We start from the raw sequence: 16732 nt of genomic DNA on the forward strand, positions 1-16732 counted from the left end.
CCGAGCCAGCGCGGCGGCTGGCGGTGGGCTTTGACTTGCTCCCGACTCCGTAGTAACTACGCTCCTCGGGCGAGAATCGCGCGTGATTTCAGCCCGTTTCCCGAAGCGCCCACCAGCTCCGGGGTAAACTCACGCTAGCCGACGCCGTACTGCTCGATGCGGCGATAGAGGGTGCGCCGGGAGATCCCGAGCGCTCGGGCGGCCTGGTCCTTGTCCCCGCCGTGGTGGCGAAGGACGCGGAGGATCAGATCTCGTTCGGCCGCCGCGAGGGTGGGTAGACCGCCTGTCGCCGCGGGCTCTTCGGACCGGGAGCGCAGGACCGGGAGATCCTCGAGCGTGATCTCTTCCCGGGCGCCGAGGGCATAGGCGCGATGCAGGAGGTTCTCCAGCTCCCTCACGTTGCCGGGGAAGTCATACGCCATGAGGGCCTCCATCGCCTCCGGCGCGACCCCGCTCACCCGCCGGCCCAGCTTCTGGTTGAGCTGGCGGAGGAAATGGGTCACCAGGGGCAAGATGTCGGCCCGACGCTCTCGCAGGGGCGTGACCAGGATGCGCACCACGTTGAGCCGGTAGAAGAGGTCCTGGCGGAGGGCGCCGGCCCGGACGGCCTCCTCCACGTTGCGGTTGGTGGCGGCGATGACGCGCACCTCCACCTTGAAGGTCTTGACGGCGCCGACGGGGCGCACGTCCTTGTCCTGGAGCACGCGCAGGAGCTTGACCTGCAGCGCCGCGGGCAGCTCGGCCACCTCGTCGAGGAAGATCGTGCCGCCGTGGGCGGAGCGGATGAGGCCGAGGGCATCTGCCACCGCCCCCGAGAAGGCGCCGCGCGCGTGACCGAAGAACTCCGACTCCATCAGCTCCGCGGGAATGGCGCCGCAGTTGACCGGGATGAACGGGGCCCGGCTGCGGGGCGACCGGTGGTGGATCGCGGCCGCCACGAGCTCCTTGCCGGTGCCGCTCTCGCCCTCGATCAGCACCGGGGAGTCGCTGCTCGCCACCCGGTCGATGAGATCCCGGAGCTGCTTCGTGGCGTCCGACACCCCGACCAGCTCCATGGCACCCAGCTGGTCCCCCACCCGGGCGCGCAGCGCATGCACCTCCTGCCTGAGCAGCCGCCGCTCCGTCAACCCGCCCATGAGGTGGCGGAGCACGTCCAGATTCAAGGGCTTCTCGAGGTAGTCACAGGCCCCCGCCTTCAGGGCCTGGACGGCCGTCTCCACCGTGGGACGGCCCGTCATCATGACCACGTCGACGTCGAGGTCCCGCTGCTTGATCTCCCGGAGGAGGTCGATCCCGCTCATGCCCGGCATCATGATGTCGAGGAGTACCACGTCCACGAGGCTCCGGCCGAGCGCCTCCAGCGCCTCCTCGGCGCTGCCGGCAGTGGAGGCCTCGTACTCCCACGAGGCGAGGACCTCGGCGAGCAGCTCCCGCAGCACCTTCTCGTCGTCCACCACGAGGACACGCGGTCTGTCCATGCCAGACCCAAGTTACCCGAGTCAGGCCAGGTTGCCAACCTCCTCGTCGGCGCCGCTCCTCTCGCTACAGCTTCCGCTCCATGACCACGCAGTCGACACCCGGGCCGGCGTAGTCGGGGACCAGGGGCAGCGTCCCGGACCACGCGGCGCCCTCCTCGCGAAAATGGAAGCCCATCTGACGATGGAAGGCCAGCGACCCCTCGTTGTGAGGCACGGTGATGGCCACCACCTTGACGCATCCGCGGCTGCGCACCAGGTCGAAGAAGTGCTCGTACAGCGCCCGCCCGATCCCCCGCCCCCTGAAGGCCGGGGCGGTGCCCACGAGGTGGACGTACGCCTCCTCGGGCCGCCCCTGGGAGATGAACCCGACCAGGAAGCCGGCCACCTCCCCGGCCTCCTCGCAGACGAAGCAGGTCTGCGGGAAGTGCTCGAGGTAGAGGGGATGGAGGAGATAGCGGACCTGATCGTTCCACCAGGTGTCCACGACCCTGCAGAGGTGGAGGAAGTCGAGCCGGGTCATGGGGCGGATCATCCGCTGGACGGGAGCACTCATGAGCTGCCTCCTGACCTCCTCGAGCACCCGTGCGACAGGGCCACGCACCACGAGGGCCGCCCAGGGGTCGAGACGGGTCTCGGTCCGGTTGAGGATGACGACAGGCATGCCTCGTTCCCGGGTCATCTCGGGGAGGTTCGAAGCCGGCGCCACCTGCAGCGACGTCCCGAGGACGAGCATGAGGTCCGCGCTCCGGGACCACCAGGCGGCCAGCGCCAGCCGGCTCGCGTCCAGCGCCTCTCCGAAGCTCACGGAGTCCACCTTGAGCGCTCCCCCGCAGCGGGGGCAGGTGGGGGGCCTTCCGCTTCCTTGCGGGGGCACGGACGCCGACGGCAGGCGCGCCTCGCAACCGAGACACACGGCCGCACGTGCATTGCCGTGCAGCTCGACCACGCGCTCCGCCGGAAGGCCCGCGGCCTGGTGCAGGCCGTCCACGTTCTGCGTGATGACCCCCAGCAGCTTGCCCTCGCGCTCGAGCTCGACGAGCATCGCGTGGCCGGCATTGGGCGCCGCCCGCTCCAGCGCGCGGCTGAAGCGCCAGTGGAGCCGCCAGTGAAGGCGCCGCGAGGAGGCCGACTCCAGGAAGCGAGCATGGGTCAGCGCCTCGGCATTGGCGTCGTACCAGAAGCCGGTCTGGCTCCGATAGTCCGGGAGTCCGGACTCCGTGCTCATGCCCGCCCCCGACAGCACGACGATGCTCGAGGAGCGGCGGATGAGCCGGACGAGGTCGGCGATCTCTGCCTCGGGCAATGGCCCGGCCGGTGCGACCGCCTCGATCTCTCCCGGCAGCGTCGCCTCCGAGAGGGGGCGCGGGCGAATCCCCAGGGCGGCCGAGGCCGAGGGGCTCTTCGCCGCGACGAGCAGGCCCAGCACCAGGACGTGGGCCATGGCGGTGACGGGGTATAGCCCCAGGGGCGCGAGGGCCCAGACAAGGCCCACCCACCCGAGCACACCAAGCCCTGACATCCCGGCCGCGAGGGCGAGCGTCCGTCCGGTCAGCGGGAAGAACACGCCGGCCGTCCCCAGAGCCACGGGCAGCGCCGTGTAGGCGTAGCCGCCGATCCAGAGCAAGCCCTCGAGGCCCCCCAGGAGCATGGCGGTGCCGAGTCCGAAGGAGAGCCCCGCGAGGCCGACGCCGAGAGCCGCCCGGGACACGCACCAGAGCCCGATGGCGGCCGCCACGGCGCCCGGCAGTGAGGCGAGGACGAAGGACGCGACCATATCCCTGAGCGCCGGGGTCGCCCAGCCCGCCGCCGGTCCTGCGAGCGCCGGAGGGATGATCGGCGCCAGCTGCCCGACGCCGAGGCGCCCGAACAGGAGTCCCGCGCCCCAGATCACCAGGACGAAGGGAACCCCGAGCACCGGTAGCTCCCGCCGCGCGAATGGGGGCAGGAGCCGACCGTGGAGCCAGGTCGCCAGGACGGCAGCCGGCAGCACGAGGAGGAAGGCCGGCGAGGAGGGCGGAAAGAACGCCGCCCACGCGAGCCCCACCATGGCCGCGTTGTAGCCGAACAGCCCCTGGCCCAGCAGCCCCCGGTTCCAGCCCAGCCCCCGGGCCATGGCCGTGGCGACCAGCAAGCCCAGGAGAGCTCCGAGCGCCGCGGGGGGAGAAAAGAGAGTGAAGGCCAGGAGGAACCACGCCCCCGCCGTCGGGGAGGCGGCATAGAGGACCTGGCCGGCCCCGCCGAGTGCCGCGCGGAGGAGGCTCAGCGCCGACCCCGGGCGTGCCCGTTCGCGTGGGCGGCGCCGTTGCCGTTGCCGTTCCCGTTCCGGCTGGCAGCCGCGCGACGCGGCGCGAGATGGACCGGCATCTCGTCCAGACGCACCAGGTCCTCGGTCCGCTCGCCCCTGCGGAGCACATGCGTCTCCCTCCCGGACACGACGACGACGGGAGGCCGCGGGTAGATGAACTGCATGGAGTTGGACACCGTGTAGGCGCCGGCATTGCGGAAGAGGAGCATGCTGCCCCGACTCACCGGCGGCAGCGACACATCCCGCCGCAGCACGTCGATCTGCATGCAGAGGGGGCCGACGATGTCCACACGCGCGGAGTCTCCCTCGGCCTCGCGCCCGGTGACCACGTCGTGCCTGAAGTAGTAGGCCGTGGGCAGGAGGTTCACGCCCCCGTCGACCACGACGAGCGTGCGCCCGTCGGGCGTCTTCTTGACCGCCACGACGCTCACCAGGAGGGAGACGGCGTCGTCCACGATGGAGCGCCCCGGCTCCAGGATGAGCAGCGGGCGGCGGGGCAGCCGCTTGACTCCGGCCTTGAGCGGCCCCGCGATGGCCTCGGCGTACTCGGCGTAGCTCGGGGTCGTCATCTCCCCGGGCAGGAGCTGGCTGAGGATGGTGTTCCGCGAGGCGTAGCCGCCGCCCAGGTCCAGGTACTCGATGTCACCGAGGCGCTGCGCCTCGACGGTCATGGCCAGATCCAGGAGCCCGGTGATGGCGCGCTTGTAGATCTCCACGTTGGCGAGATAGGTCCCGGCGTGCAGGTGGAAGCCCGCGAGCCGCAGGAGCTTCGAGCCGTGGATCCTGCGGCACACCTCCAGCGCCTGGCCCGACTCCATGTTGAAGCCGAACTTGTCCCACGGCGGATCGTTGAGGCGCATGTTCACCCGGATCCCGATCTTGACCGGACGCCTGAGCTGCCGCGAGACCTCCTCGAGGTCGGCCAGCTCCTCGAGGTTGTCCACGTTGACCCGGACGCCCAGCCGGGTCGCCTCGAGGAGGTGATCGAAGGGCTTGTAAGGGCCGTTGTAGACGATCTGGGACCCGGGCATGCCCAGCGCCCGGGCACGCTCCAGCTCGAACCCGGAGACCACCTCGGCCCATGCTCCTTCCTGGTGGAGGGTGGCGCAGATCCCGGACACGTAGTTGGTCTTGTACGAGTAGGCCACCACCGTCTCGGGATAGCGGGAGCGGAAGGCCGAGAGGAACCCGCGCAGGTTCTTCCGGAGCGTGGCCTCGGAGACGACGTAGAGCGGGGAGCCGTACTTGCTCTTGAGGCTCTGGGCGCTCACGCCGTCCACCGCCTCACCGACCGCGATGGGAGGGGCGCCCGGACCGCCGCCGCCCCACTGCTTAGTGAGCGAGCCCAGCTCGCGCCGCATGATCAGAGGCCGCTCGTAGAGTTCCCGCGTGGCTGGTGTCATGGGAGAAGGCTCCTTCGGTGGCCAGCTGGCCTAGCGTGGTGATCGGCATCGCGACGTCCATCGCCACCCGGGACAGGAACAGGCCGTCCCGGTACGTCGCGGGCAGTACGGGGGCTGCCCCCAGGCAGAGCCCCACGTACTGGCGGGCCAGCGGCCGCCCGGCAGCGGCGGCCAGGGAGATCCAGGAAGGAAAGCCGGGCGTCACGCCCGTGAACCAGAGGGCGCCGGCCTCGTCCCGGATCAGGTGAAGCTCACCGGGGCCGGTCCAGCGCGCGACATCCAGGATGCGGCGGGCGGCAGCCAGGACCGCGGGGTCCGCGGTGGTCACGGCGGACCAGAGGGCTCCGTTGCTGCCGCGCTGGAGCGGCAACGCCGCGGCCAGCCCCAGCACCCGCCCGTGGCCGCCGCAGAGGACGGCGACGCTGATCTCCGTCCCCAGCGTGGGCTCGTGGGCGCGCGTCGCCATGCCCCAGGGGCGCGCCATCGCCTGGACCAGGGCCGGGATCTCGGCGAGCGTGGCGGCCGAGGCCAGGCGCCCGTCGGTGGTCCGCAGGAGCAGGGGCCACGCGCACGGTCTGAGCGCCAGCTTGCCCAGGCTTGCGGGATCGAGGCCCGAGCCGCGCGGCAGCCGCACCCCGGCAACCCTCGACACCCCGAGAAAGGGCAAGCCTGCAGCCTGACGGGGCGACGGGAGCAGGTGGCGGACGCCGGCCCGGGCGAGGGCCTCGCGGCGAGGCGCCAGCGCCACCACGTCTCCGGGCGAGCCCGGCAGCAGGACGAAGCGCCGACCCCGGGCCAGCTCGCTGACCGCCGCGACGAAGGCCTCCGGCTCGCGGCGGGGGGAGGGTACCACGACCACCTCGTCGGCAGCGGGGACGGCCTGGAGGCCGTCCGAGAACGCGCTCTCCGCCAGCGCGACCACGCGAAGGCCGGCGGCGCCGGGCCCCCTCTTGAGCGACTGGGCCGCGGCCAGCCCGGCGCTGGGCTCGTCCGCCCCGGTGATGCCAGTGATCGCCACCCAGGTCGGCTTCGCGGTCATGGCCTCACCTCCCCCGCAGGACCACATGACGCGAGGATGTCAGCGCCTCCACCCGGTCGAAGGGATGGAAGGCATCCTCCACCGACCGGACGAAGAGCTGGCCCGGGCGGACCTCGCGGAAGGGGCGGACCTCTCTCCCCATGGCCAGCTGCACCGCCGCCCATGGCAGGTTCTGTCCCGCCGCCGCGGTGAGATAGGTCCAGGCGGGGAAGCGAGGATTGATCTCGATGAGGTAGAACCGGTTCGAGGCGGGATCCCGGATCATCTCCAGCTCGGCAGGACCCACCCAGTCGATGGACCGGAGCAGGTGGCCGGCGCGCTCCACGACCTCCGGCAGCCGCACGGTGACCCCGGCCCAGCCCTTGCCCCGGTCCGTGACTCCCAGCTTCCGCATGGGCACGGCCCCGACCAGCTCGCTCTTCCGGTTGAAGAGCACGGTGACGTTCAGCTCGTCGCCGATCACCCGCTCCTGCGCCAGGAGCGGGAATCCCCACTGGCCCACCAGCCGCTCGAACTCCGCATGCGCCTGCTCCGCCGTGCTGACGAGCCTGGCGTCGGCGAAGGACCCCTTGAGGAAGAACGGGAGCGCGAGGTCGCGGAGCGCCGCCGTCATGGCCGTCTGCGACAGGAGCGTGACCGTGCGCGGGGCGGCAAAGCCCGAAGCCTCGGCCAGCGGCGAGAGCACGGACTTGGCGCGACGGCGGATGGCTGCCGCGTCGGGCACGAGGGTGTGGATGCCGAGCCCCGCCAGCGAGCGGCGCGTCCCGGCGCAGAGCCCGACGTCGGGGTCCAGCGCAGGGATGAGCACGTCGATGGGCGTTTGCCGCCTGACGTCTGCCAGGGCCTGGACGAAGCTCCGGTCCCCGTAGGCCGGCGCCGGGATGAGGAAGACCTCGTCGATCAGGTCCGTCGCGTAGAGCCCGGTGAATCGGTGGTCGAACGCCAGCCCGACCAGGGTCTGGCGGGGCCCGCGCGCCTCCCTGAGGCAGCGGGCCACCGCCACCCCCGGCCCCGGATTGTCCGAGGCCGCGAGCCCCGTGATTGCAACGGTCGGGCTACGATTCGGAGAGGAGTCCATGGATCCGCACCTGGGAGAGGAAGGCCAGCACGTCGGCGAGGGCCCGGGCTGGCGGGATCCCGTGGGATCTCGCCAGCCGCTGGGCAATGTCCTCGGGCGCTGTGCCCTGGCGGTAGAGGCGGTGGACGAGGGCGCCCGTGGCGTTCAGGGTGAACACGTCACCGCAGTCCTCCCTGAAGAGAAAGCGCGACTCCATCAGCGCGCCCCCGCCGTCTTCTTCGGCTCGGTGGCGCGGAGCCCGGCCAGGACCGGCGGATAGGCCGGATACATCTCCTGCGCGGTCAGGAAGATCTCCCGCGCGGCGGGCTGGTCGCCCTTCTTCGCGAGGCAGCTGGCCTTGCCCACCATGGAGGAGACCAGGTCGGGGTCGCGGTCCAGCGAAGCGTCGAAGCGCTCGACGGCCTGCTCGCACTTGCCCGCCAGCACCGAGACCCAGCCGAGAATGGACTGCGCGTCCGTCAACACCGGGTAGCTGCCCGACTCCGGGAACACGACCCACACCGTGCGGTGCTCCGCTCGGCGCTTGGCCTTGAGCGCGCGGTTGAGGCTCGCCTCGGCCTCGGAGGTCTTGCCGAGCTTGTAGAGAGCGTAGCCGTGGCCGAACCACGCATTGCTGTCGGCCGCGTCGTCCTTGGCGATCTCCTCGAAGAGCTTGCGCGCGGGCTCGAAGGCCTGCCATCTGACATAGCCCCAGGCCAGGTCGCTCCGGAGATCGCGGTAGTCCTTGCTGCCTGTCAGCTCCCGGAAGGGCTTGTCGTCCGCGTAGCCCGGGATGAGGGTGAGGGCGTAGCGGTAGGCTGCCTTGGCCTCCCCGGGGCGGTTGAGCTTCACGTAGGTCCAGCCGAGCATGCGATTCACCTCGGGGGAGGCCGGAGCGATTCGGTAGGCCGCCGTGAAGGCCGCCAGGGCCCCCTTGGCATCCCCGCTGGCGAGCAGCGCCCGGCCGTGGGCGGCCTGGTAGTCGAGCGAGCCGGGCACGAGCGCGGCTGCGCGCCCGAGCGCGGGAACTGCCCCACCGTGCTGGCCCAGGCCAGCCAGAGCCAGCCCCTGCCCGTACAGGACATCGGCGTCCTCGCCGGCCTTGACGAGCTCCTCGAACTCGACGGCAGCCTCCTGGAGCTTGCCGCCGTAGTAGTGGCTCCAGGCATGTCCGCGGCGGGCCTCTCGCACGTACTCGGCCGGAAGCCCGGCGGTGCCGCTCACCTTCTTGAACAGCGCTGCCGACTCACCGAACTTGCCCTGGTTGTACGCGGCCCAGGCCCCATCCAGCTCGGGGGCGCGCACGCGCCTCAGCTCGGCGAACCCTCGCAGGGCGGCGGCGTAGCCGGGCGCGTCGGTCAGCGCCTCGGCGAAGAGCTTCTGGGCCTGCTCGGGCTGCTGGCGCCGGAGCGCGATCCAGCCGATGCCGACCTTCGCCTCGGCCGCCTCCAGCTTCGAGGCGGGCCGGATCTGCTTGAAGGCCTCCTCGGCGCGGTCGACCTTGCCGAGCGCCAGCTCGGACCAGCCGATGCCGCCGCGAACGAAAGGAAGCGCCGTGACCGGCAGATCTCCCGGGCTGACCAGGAGCGCCTCGAAGGCCTTGATGGCCTGCTCGTGCTTGCCGAGGTAGAAGAGTTCCCAGGCCCTGTCGTGGGGGCCGAAGCGCGCGGTGCGGAGGGCGGCGAAGCCGTTGGCAGCTGCGGCCAGGCCGGGGATGGTCCCGTTGGCCTGGACGAAGGCCTTCTCGGCCTTCTCCCACTCCTTGCTCCGCAGCGCGATGAATCCGAGCCCGGCCGTGGCCTCGGCGCCGTTCGGCAGCTGGCGCAGCGACTCCCGGAAGAGCTTGTCCGCCTCCTCCGCCTCGCCGAGCCCGAGGCGCGACCAGCCGAGACCGTTGAGCACCAGCGGCTTCATGGTCTCGGGCAGCCGGCCCGGCTCCTTGCGCAGCCGCTCGAAGGCGGCGACGGCCTCTCCGTGCTTGCCGCCGTAGTAGAGCGCCCAGGCATCGTCGAAGGCCTTGTAGCGCTTGCCCCTGAGCTCGCGCATCCCTTCCAGCGCCCGCCCGTATCCGGGCAAGGCCACCAGCGCGCGGCCGAAACCCGCCTCGGCCTCGTCGAGGCGGTCCCGCTTGAGGGCGACCCACGCGAGCCCCGCCTCGGCCTCGGCCGGGCGCATCGTCTTGAGCTGGGTGAAGACCTCCGCGGCCCTCGCGGAGTCGCCCGTCTGCAGGTAGCTCCAGGCGAGGAGGGACTGCACCTCCGGCCATGCGGGCTTGCCCTTCAGGGCCGCCACCAGGTGCGGAATCGCCCTGGCGGGCTCGCCCTTGGCCACGAAGAGATCACCCAGGCCCCGCTGGCCCTCGTGAGGCTTGTTGGTCCCCGACGGCGTCTGGGCCAGGTGCTCGCGGAATGCAGCCTCGGATTCCTTGAACTTGCCCTGGGCGAGATGGACGAACCCGAGCCCCAGGTACGGCTCGTCCCATTTCGACGACAGCCTGTTGAGAGCGGTGAACTGCGCGTGCGCGAGTCGCACCCATCCCTTCTTGAAATAGGTCCAGCCCAGGCCCTTCCGGGCCGAGGCCAGGTCTGGGTTGTTGATGGCCGTGACATCCGCGGCGATGTCGAAGGTGATCATCTCGTCGGTCGTGGGACGCCGCTGGGCCGGAGCCTCGCGCAGGACGCTCTTGAAGCGGACCAGCGCCTCGTCGTAGCGCCCCTGGCCCCAGAGGCTCCACCCCATGAGGAGGCGGGCATCCATCGCGTCCGGCGACTTCGCGAGGATGGCGCCCAGCGCCTTCTCGGCCTCGGCGAACTTCTCCGCCTTGAAGAGCTTGACCGCCTCGTCCTGACTGGGCGCCGCCACGGCGCCGGCGAGCGCGCCGGCGAGCCCGACCAGAACGACGCACGCCACCACCGACACCAGAGATCTCCTGCTCATCGCGGTCCCTCCCCTCGCCCCGACCCGCCTGGTCGCGGTGACTGGCGGATGGAGCGGCCTCCCGGTGACCAGCAGCTGCGGCGCGGCGGCACCCTGTGACAGCGCCCGCACGCCGGATGTTGTGGCATGGGGGACTCAGGTGCACGGGCGATGCCACCGGCCGCATGAGTCAGAGCTCCCTGAAAATCACCGAGTTGGCTCTGGAGGGGACGGGAGGAGCCCCGGGGGAATGCCAGGTTGGCACGCCGCCTTGCCGGGCTGGCACATCCGCGGAGCCTGAACCTTTCCCCGGTGCCGGACGCAGATGGCGGACATCGCGATCGGTCGGGCGGCGGCGCTGGACAAGACCGGGTGCAACGCCCGGGTCTCGAGAGGAATGGCCGCGGGGCCCGCGGGAGAGGCGGCCGGAGCGCGAGGGCGGGCGCCGAGGAACGAGTCTGACGGCTCCTTGACCGTCTCGCAGGTCCGGTGCTAGACTGCGCGAGTTTCACATCCAAGACAATGCGTTCACCCAGTTGAACACCTCGGGCCTGCGCACGCCCGGCACCGGCCTCGCGTACGACGACGACTGGTTCGGGCCGCCGTGGCGGCAGCCCGAGATCGCCGTGCTCCTGCACGGCATCGCGGAGTCCGCGCAGGCATGGCGCTGCTGGGTGCCGCACCTCGCCGCTCAGCTTCGCGTGGTGCGCCCGGACCTGCCGGGGTTCGGCCGCTCGCCGCTGCCCCCGCCGAGCTTCGACTGGTCGCCTCCCGCCTTCGCAGCCGAGGTGGCCCGCCTCCTCGATGCGCTCGGTCTCGACGCCGTGCACGTCGTCGGCGCCAAGTACGGTGGAACGATCGCGATGCAGTTCGCCGCCGACTTTCCCGACCGCACGCGGACGCTCTCCGTGCTCAGCTCCCCCGTCGCCGCGGCCGGATCAGGCGGGCGCGTCGACCTCGCCACGTTCGCCGGGCGGATCCGGCGGGACGGCGTGCGGGCGTGGGCGGCAGAGACGCAGCGCGCCCGCCTCGGCCCCGACGCCTCCGAGGAGCACGTGCGGTGGTGGACCGAGGGGCTGATGGCGCGCGCACGCCCCGAGGCCTGCATCGGGGCCACCGCCGCCGCGGGCCGGCTCGACATCCGGGCCGCGCTGCCGAGGATCCAGGCGCCCGCGCTCATCTGCACGACCGAGGGGAGCGCGCTGCAGTCCGTGGACACCGTCCGTGCCTACCAGGCGCTCATCCCGCGCTCGTCGCTGCGCGTGCTGCCCGGGGCGGCCTACCACGTGGCCGCGGTGCGGCCCGACGAGTGCGCGCGCCTGGTCCTGGAGTTCATCGCCGAACAGAGGAGAACGCCGTGGCATTCCTGACCCTGCCCGACGGCGCGCGGATCGCCTACGACGAGCACGACTTCACGGAGCCCTGGAGGCCGGCGCGCCCCGTCATCCTCGTGCACGGGTTCAGCAAGAACCGCCGCTTCTGGTACGACTGGATTCCCGCCCTCGCGCGCCGGTACCGGGTGATCAACCTCGACCAGCGGGGCCACGGCGACTCGAGCCTTCCGCCCCGCGACTTCACCATGGGGCTGGAGCCGTTCGCCGCCGACCTCGTCGGCGCGCTCGACCAGCTCGGGCTCGACGCCGCCACCTTCGTCATGGCGGAGTTCTCCTCGTCGGTGGCCGTGGAGCTGGCCGCGCGGTATCCGGGGCGCGTGCGCGCCCTCGTGCTCCCCGGCTTCGGCTACAACTGGCGCGCCTCCCCCGCGGTGGACTGGGAGGGCTGGGCGCGCACGGCGGAGCGCGAAGGGGCGGAGCAGTGGGCGCGCCAGACGAACCACCTTCGCCTGCCCAGGGACGCCGACCCCGAGCTGCGCGAGTGGTACGTGACGCAGCAAGCCCGCGTGCCCGGCTGGCTGCTCGCAAAGGTGTTCCGCTACGCCGGGCAGCTCGACCTCACCCCTCGCCTGCCCCTCGTCAAGGCTCCCACGCTGATCCTCACCGGCAGCGAGTCGCAGCAGGACACGCTGGAGAGCGTCCGCCGGGCGGCCGGGCGGATGCCGCGGGCCGAGATGGTGGTCCTCGAGGGAGCGCCCTTCAACGTGATGAGCGCGCGGCCGGCCGACAGCATCGCCGCCACGCTCGCATTCCTCGAGCGGAACGCCTGAACAGGAGACGACGACGAGGACGACGCCGATCCGTGTGATGTCCCTGGGGGCCCTGTGCGCGCTCGCCCTGGGGTGGTCGAGCCCGGCCGCGCCGGCCGAAATCACCGTGAAGATCGCGGACCACTTCCCGGCGGGCCACGTGATCCCGCAGACGCTCACCAAGCCGTGGATGGCGCGGGTCGAGGAGCTGTCCGGCAAGCGCGTCGGGTTCACCCACTTCCCCGCCCAGCAGCTCGTGAAGCAGGTCGAGGCCCTGGGCGCCGTGCAGCGGCGGGTGGTCGACATCGCGCTCGTCAACCCCGGGCTCTTTCCCACCGAGTTCGCCCTCACGGGCGTCACCTTCCTGCCGAACGGCTACGACTCGGTCGCTCACGGTGGCCGCGCCCTCCAGCGGCTGTTCCAGCACGCCGCGATCCAGGACGAGTTCCGGCGAGCCGGCGTGCGGGTGCTCCTCATCGAGCCGCTCGACGCGTACGAGGCGCTGACCGGGAAGCCCGTGAAGACGCCGGCGGACCTGCGCGGGTTGAAGATCCGGGCGGCGGGCGAGGGCCAGGTGGCGGCCGCGCGGGCGCTCGGCAGTACGCCGGTCACGATGGCGGCTCCCGAGATGTACACGGGCATGCAGCGCCGCACGCTCGACGGCCTGCTCTTTCCCTACAGCGTCGCGAAGTCGTACAAGCTCGGCGAGGTGACGAAGCACGGGACCATCGGCGCGAACATCGCCTACGCCCACGTCCTCTACTGCGTGAACGAGACCGCCTGGAGCTCGTGGCCGGCGGAGGTGCGGGCGGCCATGATGAAGGCGGCGGAGGAGATCATGCCGCGGGCGTGGGTGGACCTGGACAAGTCCACGCTGGCGACCATCGAGTCCTTCCGGGCCTCCGGTGTCACGGTCACCGACGTCGCCAAGGGCGGCGCGCGCAAGGAGTGGGAGGACGCGCTCCGGCCCGTGCGCGACCAGTGGGCGGCGAGCATGAAGGCGCGAGGCCTGGCTGGGTCCGAGGCCCTGGAGGCGTGGGACAAGGCGCTCGCCGGGAGCCGCTGAGCCCCGCGTGTTCGCCCTCGTCGATCGCGCCTGCCGTCTCGTCACCGCGGCCGTGACGTTCGCGACGATGCTGCTCATCGTCGCGGACGCGACCGGGCGCAGCCTCCGCATTCCCGTTGCCGGGGCCGTGGAGATCATCGAGGAGTACCTCATGGTCGCCATCGTCTTCCTGGCCATGGGCTTCGCCTATGGCGAGGGGCGGCACATCCGCATCGAGCTGTTCGCGCGGTGGCTGCCGTGGATCGGCCGCGCCCCCGTCCGCATCGGCGTCGCCGCAGTGTCGCTCGTGTACTTCGCGCTCATCGCCTGGCAGGGCCTGGGCCAGACGCGGGAGGCCCTCGCCATCGACAAGCGGTCGGCGAGCGAGCTGGCCTACCCGATGGCCCCCGCCTACGCGCTCGTCGTCGTCGGCTCCCTGATCATGTGCCTCTGGCTGCTGCGCGACATCGCGGCGCTGGCCCGCGGCCGGGTCCGTGGGGCGGAGGGCCACATGTGACGGTCGCGATCCCGATCGGCCTGCTCATGGTCCTCTTCATCGTCGGCATGCCGATCGGCATCGCCCTCGGGGTGGCAGGCCTGCTCGGCCTCTACCTCGCGGGCGGCGCCGACGTGGCCCTCGGGCTCCTCGCCCTCAATCCCTACCGGGAGTCGGCCAGCTTCATCCTGTCCGCGGTGCCCATGTTCGTGCTCATGGCGGAGTTCTCCACGCGCGGCGGTCTCGCCCGTGACCTCTACCACGCGGCGTACAAGTGGACGGGGCACTGGCCGGGGGGCCTCGGGATGGCGGCCATCTTCTCGTCGGCGGCGATGGGCGCGATGTCGGGCGCGAGCACGGCCTCCGCGGCCGCCATCGCCGGCGCGAGCATGGACGAGATGACCCGCTACGGCTACGACCGCTCCTTCGCCGCGGGGACCATCGCCATGGGGGGGACGCTCGCCATCATGATCCCGCCCAGCATTCCGATGGTGATCTACGGCGTCCAGACGGAGACGTCGATCGGCCAGCTCTTCATCGCCGGGGTCATTCCCGGCATCCTCACCGCCCTCCTCTACGCCGCCGTCGTGTGGGGCTGGGTGCGCTTCGTGCCCCGCATCGCCCCGCGCGTCCTCCCCTTCTCGCGACACGAGCACCTGGAGTCGCTCAAGCCCGTCTGGACGATCGTGGTCCTGGTGACCCTCATCATCGGCGGCATGTACGCGGGATTCTTCACTCCGACGGAAGCGGGCGCCGTGGGAGCGGCGGGCGCCCTCGTCATCACGATCGCGATGGGCCGCCTCGGACTGCGTGAGATCCTCCCCGCGCTCTACAACACGGCGATGACGACGACGATGATCATGACGATCGTGATCGGCGCTCACTTCTTCAGCTTCTTCCTGACCATCGCCGGCGTGACGCAGACGGTGAGCAGCATCCTCACCTCCGTGCCCCTCAGCCCCGTGGCCACGCTCGTGCTGATCATCCTGCCGATCTACCTCGTGCTCGGCATGTTCATGGACAACGTGCCGATCTTGCTCCTCACGCTGCCCGTCGTGTTCCCCGCGGTGACGGCGATGGGGTTCGACCCCATCTGGTTCGGCGTCATCGTGATCGCGATGGGCGAGGTGGGCCTGGTCACCCCGCCCGTGGGCCTCACGGTGTTCGTGGTGAGCTCGGTGGCCAAGGTGCCCCTCGACGAGGTGTTCCGCGGCGCCCTGCCCTTCCTGCTCGCCGAAGCCGCCGCCATCGCCCTGCTCATCCTCGTGCCCGGGCTCGCGACGTTCCTGCCCAATCTGATGCGCTGAAGGAGGCTTCCCCATGTCTGATCAACATCGGCGGCGGCATCCCCGGCGAGATCGACAAGGCGATCCTGGGCATGCCGGGCAAGTACACCTTCTGCCTCGGCGAGAACGAGGAGGAGAGCCCGTGGGAGCCCCTTCACGTCGCGCGCGGCCTGTCGCCCGTCATCATGGCGTCCGCCACGAGGTGGAGGGCGCCCTCGGCGTCGCCGGAGAGGATCAGCACGTTGTTCGTGCCCTGGGCGCCCACGACCGTGACGGCGCTCGCCTCTTCGAGCACGCCCGCATCCCGGTGGAGCGCTTCCCCGCCCGCGAGATCGTCCCCAGCAAGCCCATGTCGATCCGCGCTGTCATCGATGGCGCCGTGTGCGCGGTGCGGTCTCCCGAGGACCTCCTCGTCGTGGTGGCGGGCGGCGCCGAGCCGTACCACATCACCTACTGCGCGAGTATCGGCGACTGCCGGGCGATCACCCGCGCCATCGGGGGCTGACGACCTCGTGGAGGTCATCGAGACGTTCGCCGCCTCCCCGGGCGAGCGTGCCGCCGACCGAAGCAGTCCGCGATGCGCGTCCTCGACCTCCTCGAGGTGCTTGCCGCCTCGCCGGAGGCGCTCAGCCTCAGTGACCTCGCCCGCCGGCTGGCGATTCCCAAGAGCAGCGCCTCGGCGCTACTGGCGACGCTGGCGAGGCGGGGCTACGTGACGAGGAACGGTGGGAGCCGAACGACGGCGGGCTGATGGCGCTGCGGTTCGTGCGCGAGCAGCAGTACGATCCCACGATCCTCGCCGCGCATTGCTTCGCCGAGGTGGACCCGGAGTTCGCCGGGCGGGTCAAGCCGGGTGACCTCGTGGTGGCCGGCCGGAGCTTCGGCTACGGCAACGCGCACATCCAGGGCTTCCTCGGGCTCAAGGGGCTGGGCGTCGATCTCCTGGCCGAGTCGATGTCCCGCGGGGCTTTTCGGGCGGCCATCAACGCCGGCGTGCCCCTGGGTGTGCCGGCCCCGGGGCTCTCGGTCGGGAATGCCGGGCCGGCAAGGGCCTCTCGCACCTTGCTCTTCTTCAGCCCGGGGCCAGAGGCCCGCAGGAAGTCGATGACGTCGCAGAGCTGCGCGCCCTCGGTGAGCGCCCACAGGTACTCCTCCTCCTTCTCCCTGACCTCGCGTGCAAAGGCACCGCCCCATGCCCCCTCATCGACCAGGCGCGCCAGCTTCTGGATCCTGGCCTCGTACTCGCCGAAGCGGCGAGGCACCGAGCCGCGGCGAAGGCCAAGGCTTTCGCAGAAGCTCAGCGCGGCCCGCAGTTGCCTGGCAAGGTCGCCTATGGAGACCGTCTGCAACCGGCGCCCCCGATCTGACCGTGGCCGTGTCGGGCCGAAATGTCAGAAAAATGCCAGAAAATCGAAGGGGGCTACGGGCTCTGCCCGTAACCCCCTTGAAGATTGGAGCGGCCGACCGGATTCGAACCGGCGACGTCCAGCTTGGGAAGCTGGCATTCTGCCACTGAATTACGGCCGCTCGACGTCCCTGATTCTAGCCCGTGCGCCCGGGCCCT

The 16732-nt window shown here is 71.3% G+C and carries 16 protein-coding genes and 1 tRNA gene; 7 read left to right on the forward strand and 10 right to left on the reverse strand.

Annotation, left to right across the window (positions count from 1 at the left end):
• Window positions 1-134 precede the first annotated feature (134 nt).
• From HYV93_25725 to HYV93_25755, 7 genes are all read right to left on the reverse strand, one after another.
• Window positions 135-1478, reverse strand: a complete 1344-nt coding sequence (locus tag HYV93_25725; GenBank protein ID MBI2529375.1) for a sigma-54-dependent Fis family transcriptional regulator — start codon at window positions 1476-1478, stop codon at window positions 135-137.
• Between the two features lie 64 nt (window positions 1479-1542).
• Window positions 1543-3609: an urea transporter gene (locus tag HYV93_25730; protein MBI2529376.1), complete on the reverse strand. Its 2067-nt coding sequence runs from the start codon at window positions 3607-3609 to the stop codon at window positions 1543-1545.
• Window positions 3610-3737: 128 nt separating this feature from the next.
• Window positions 3738-5186, reverse strand: coding sequence for an alanine racemase (locus tag HYV93_25735; GenBank protein MBI2529377.1), 1449 nt, complete (start codon window positions 5184-5186; stop codon window positions 3738-3740).
• Window positions 5116-6225, reverse strand: coding sequence for a hypothetical protein (locus HYV93_25740; protein MBI2529378.1), 1110 nt, complete (start codon window positions 6223-6225; stop codon window positions 5116-5118). Before HYV93_25740 ends, HYV93_25735 begins: the two co-directional genes overlap by 71 nt.
• A 4-nt stretch (window positions 6226-6229) precedes the next feature.
• A complete protein-coding gene (locus HYV93_25745) occupies window positions 6230-7303 on the reverse strand; it encodes an ATP-grasp domain-containing protein (GenBank protein MBI2529379.1) in 1074 nt (357 codons plus the stop codon).
• Complete coding sequence (locus HYV93_25750) at window positions 7281-7499, reverse strand: PqqD family protein (protein MBI2529380.1); 219 nt, start codon at window positions 7497-7499, stop codon at window positions 7281-7283. Before HYV93_25750 ends, HYV93_25745 begins: the two co-directional genes overlap by 23 nt.
• Window positions 7499-10219, reverse strand: a complete 2721-nt coding sequence (locus HYV93_25755; protein ID MBI2529381.1) for a tetratricopeptide repeat protein — start codon at window positions 10217-10219, stop codon at window positions 7499-7501. The genes HYV93_25750 and HYV93_25755 overlap by 1 nt, the downstream gene beginning before the upstream one ends.
• A gap of 515 nt (window positions 10220-10734) precedes the next feature.
• Here HYV93_25755 and HYV93_25760 point away from each other — a divergent pair.
• The 5 genes from HYV93_25760 to HYV93_25780 are packed head-to-tail and all read left to right on the forward strand — an operon-like array spanning window position 10735 to window position 15189.
• The gene (locus HYV93_25760; GenBank protein MBI2529382.1) at window positions 10735-11568 is read left to right on the forward strand and encodes an alpha/beta hydrolase; all 834 of its coding nucleotides are present in this window, start codon (window positions 10735-10737) and stop codon (window positions 11566-11568) included.
• A complete protein-coding gene (locus tag HYV93_25765) occupies window positions 11556-12362 on the forward strand; it encodes an alpha/beta fold hydrolase (protein ID MBI2529383.1) in 807 nt (268 codons plus the stop codon). Before HYV93_25760 ends, HYV93_25765 begins: the two co-directional genes overlap by 13 nt.
• A 37-nt stretch (window positions 12363-12399) precedes the next feature.
• Entirely contained in the window at window positions 12400-13407 is a 1008-nt protein-coding gene (dctP, locus tag HYV93_25770; protein MBI2529384.1) for a TRAP transporter substrate-binding protein DctP, read from the forward strand.
• A gap of 7 nt (window positions 13408-13414) precedes the next feature.
• Window positions 13415-13903 (forward strand): TRAP transporter small permease, encoded by a 489-nt coding sequence (locus tag HYV93_25775; GenBank protein ID MBI2529385.1) that lies wholly within the window; start codon window positions 13415-13417, stop codon window positions 13901-13903.
• A complete protein-coding gene (locus HYV93_25780) occupies window positions 13900-15189 on the forward strand; it encodes a TRAP transporter large permease (GenBank protein ID MBI2529386.1) in 1290 nt (429 codons plus the stop codon). The genes HYV93_25775 and HYV93_25780 overlap by 4 nt, the downstream gene beginning before the upstream one ends.
• A 133-nt stretch (window positions 15190-15322) precedes the next feature.
• On the opposite strand, the gene HYV93_25785 is transcribed toward HYV93_25780, so the two are convergent.
• A complete protein-coding gene (locus tag HYV93_25785) occupies window positions 15323-15463 on the reverse strand; it encodes a hypothetical protein (GenBank protein MBI2529387.1) in 141 nt (46 codons plus the stop codon).
• A 12-nt stretch (window positions 15464-15475) separates the two neighbouring features.
• Between HYV93_25785 and HYV93_25790 the strand changes: the two genes are divergently transcribed.
• Window positions 15476-15673, forward strand: coding sequence for a hypothetical protein (locus tag HYV93_25790; GenBank protein MBI2529388.1), 198 nt, complete (start codon window positions 15476-15478; stop codon window positions 15671-15673).
• Between the two features lie 72 nt (window positions 15674-15745).
• Complete coding sequence (locus HYV93_25795) at window positions 15746-15919, forward strand: helix-turn-helix domain-containing protein (GenBank protein ID MBI2529389.1); 174 nt, start codon at window positions 15746-15748, stop codon at window positions 15917-15919.
• Window positions 15920-16052: 133 nt separating this feature from the next.
• Here the strand turns inward: HYV93_25795 and HYV93_25800 are convergent, their stop codons facing one another.
• Together HYV93_25800 and HYV93_25805 are read right to left on the reverse strand one after the other, a co-directional pair.
• Window positions 16053-16430, reverse strand: a complete 378-nt coding sequence (locus HYV93_25800) for a hypothetical protein (protein ID MBI2529390.1) — start codon at window positions 16428-16430, stop codon at window positions 16053-16055.
• Between the two features lie 190 nt (window positions 16431-16620).
• Window positions 16621-16695, reverse strand: a tRNA-Gly gene (locus HYV93_25805).
• Window positions 16696-16732: the final 37 nt, after the last annotated feature.

This window comes from Candidatus Rokuibacteriota bacterium, from assembly GCA_016188005.1.
Classification (GTDB): Bacteria; Methylomirabilota; Methylomirabilia; order Rokubacteriales; family CSP1-6; genus UBA12499.